Annotated in this window: 1 protein-coding gene and 1 pseudogene; both read left to right on the top strand. The window is 33.1% G+C overall.

From position 1 onward, the window contains the following. On the top strand, positions 1-417 hold a 417-nt coding region (locus ABW51_RS09620; protein WP_231625723.1), incomplete at its 5' end, for a hypothetical protein. A gap of 15 nt (positions 418-432) precedes the next feature. Then, positions 433-611 (top strand): annotated as a pseudogene (locus ABW51_RS10610) (hemagglutinin repeat-containing protein); the annotation flags it as partial.

The following is a 611-nucleotide window of genomic DNA, read 5'->3' as shown; positions in this document are numbered from 1 at the left end:
GAATTTGTTGTTTGGGGTAAGATAATGAAAAAAGTTATATTTATCCTAATTTTTATATCTACTATAACAGGATGTTATTCAGCAAAAGACGATTGTTATTATGGAATGACAACAATTTGTTTTGGTAAGCCATATAGTTATGTTGCTGAATTTCAAAAGCCTTATAGTTTAGGTCATACAGATTCTAAGCAACGTTGGATTGATTTAAGTAAGTGTGGTGTTAAATATGGCGATATTTATTTAGATAGTGCTTGGGATGAGGCAATAATAGATCCTACCTCTTTCAAAATTGATATGAAAAAAAGGCAAAATTTATTAAATAAATTTTATCAATGTATGGAAAACAAAGGATATATTCGTATAAAACATTGCGGTAGAAAAAATTCAACTTCAGATAAAGGATTATGTAATGAATGATGAATATAAATTATCAACCAAAATAAAGGCAAGCGTGTGGAAGTCAATGCCCAAAACCTCGACATCGAAAGCTTACAAGACACTGCCACGTACAAAGGCAAATAAATGAACGCGAGTGGTAGTGTGACAATGGGGTATGGCGCATCCGTTGGAGGCAGTTTCAATAAATCGAAAATCAATGCCGACCACGCCAG

Source organism: Haemophilus sp. C1 (genome assembly GCF_001276515.1).
Classification (GTDB): Bacteria; Pseudomonadota; Gammaproteobacteria; order Enterobacterales; family Pasteurellaceae; genus Haemophilus.
Note: the sequence above shows the minus strand (reverse complement) of the source record. Positions and strands in the feature narration are given on the sequence as shown.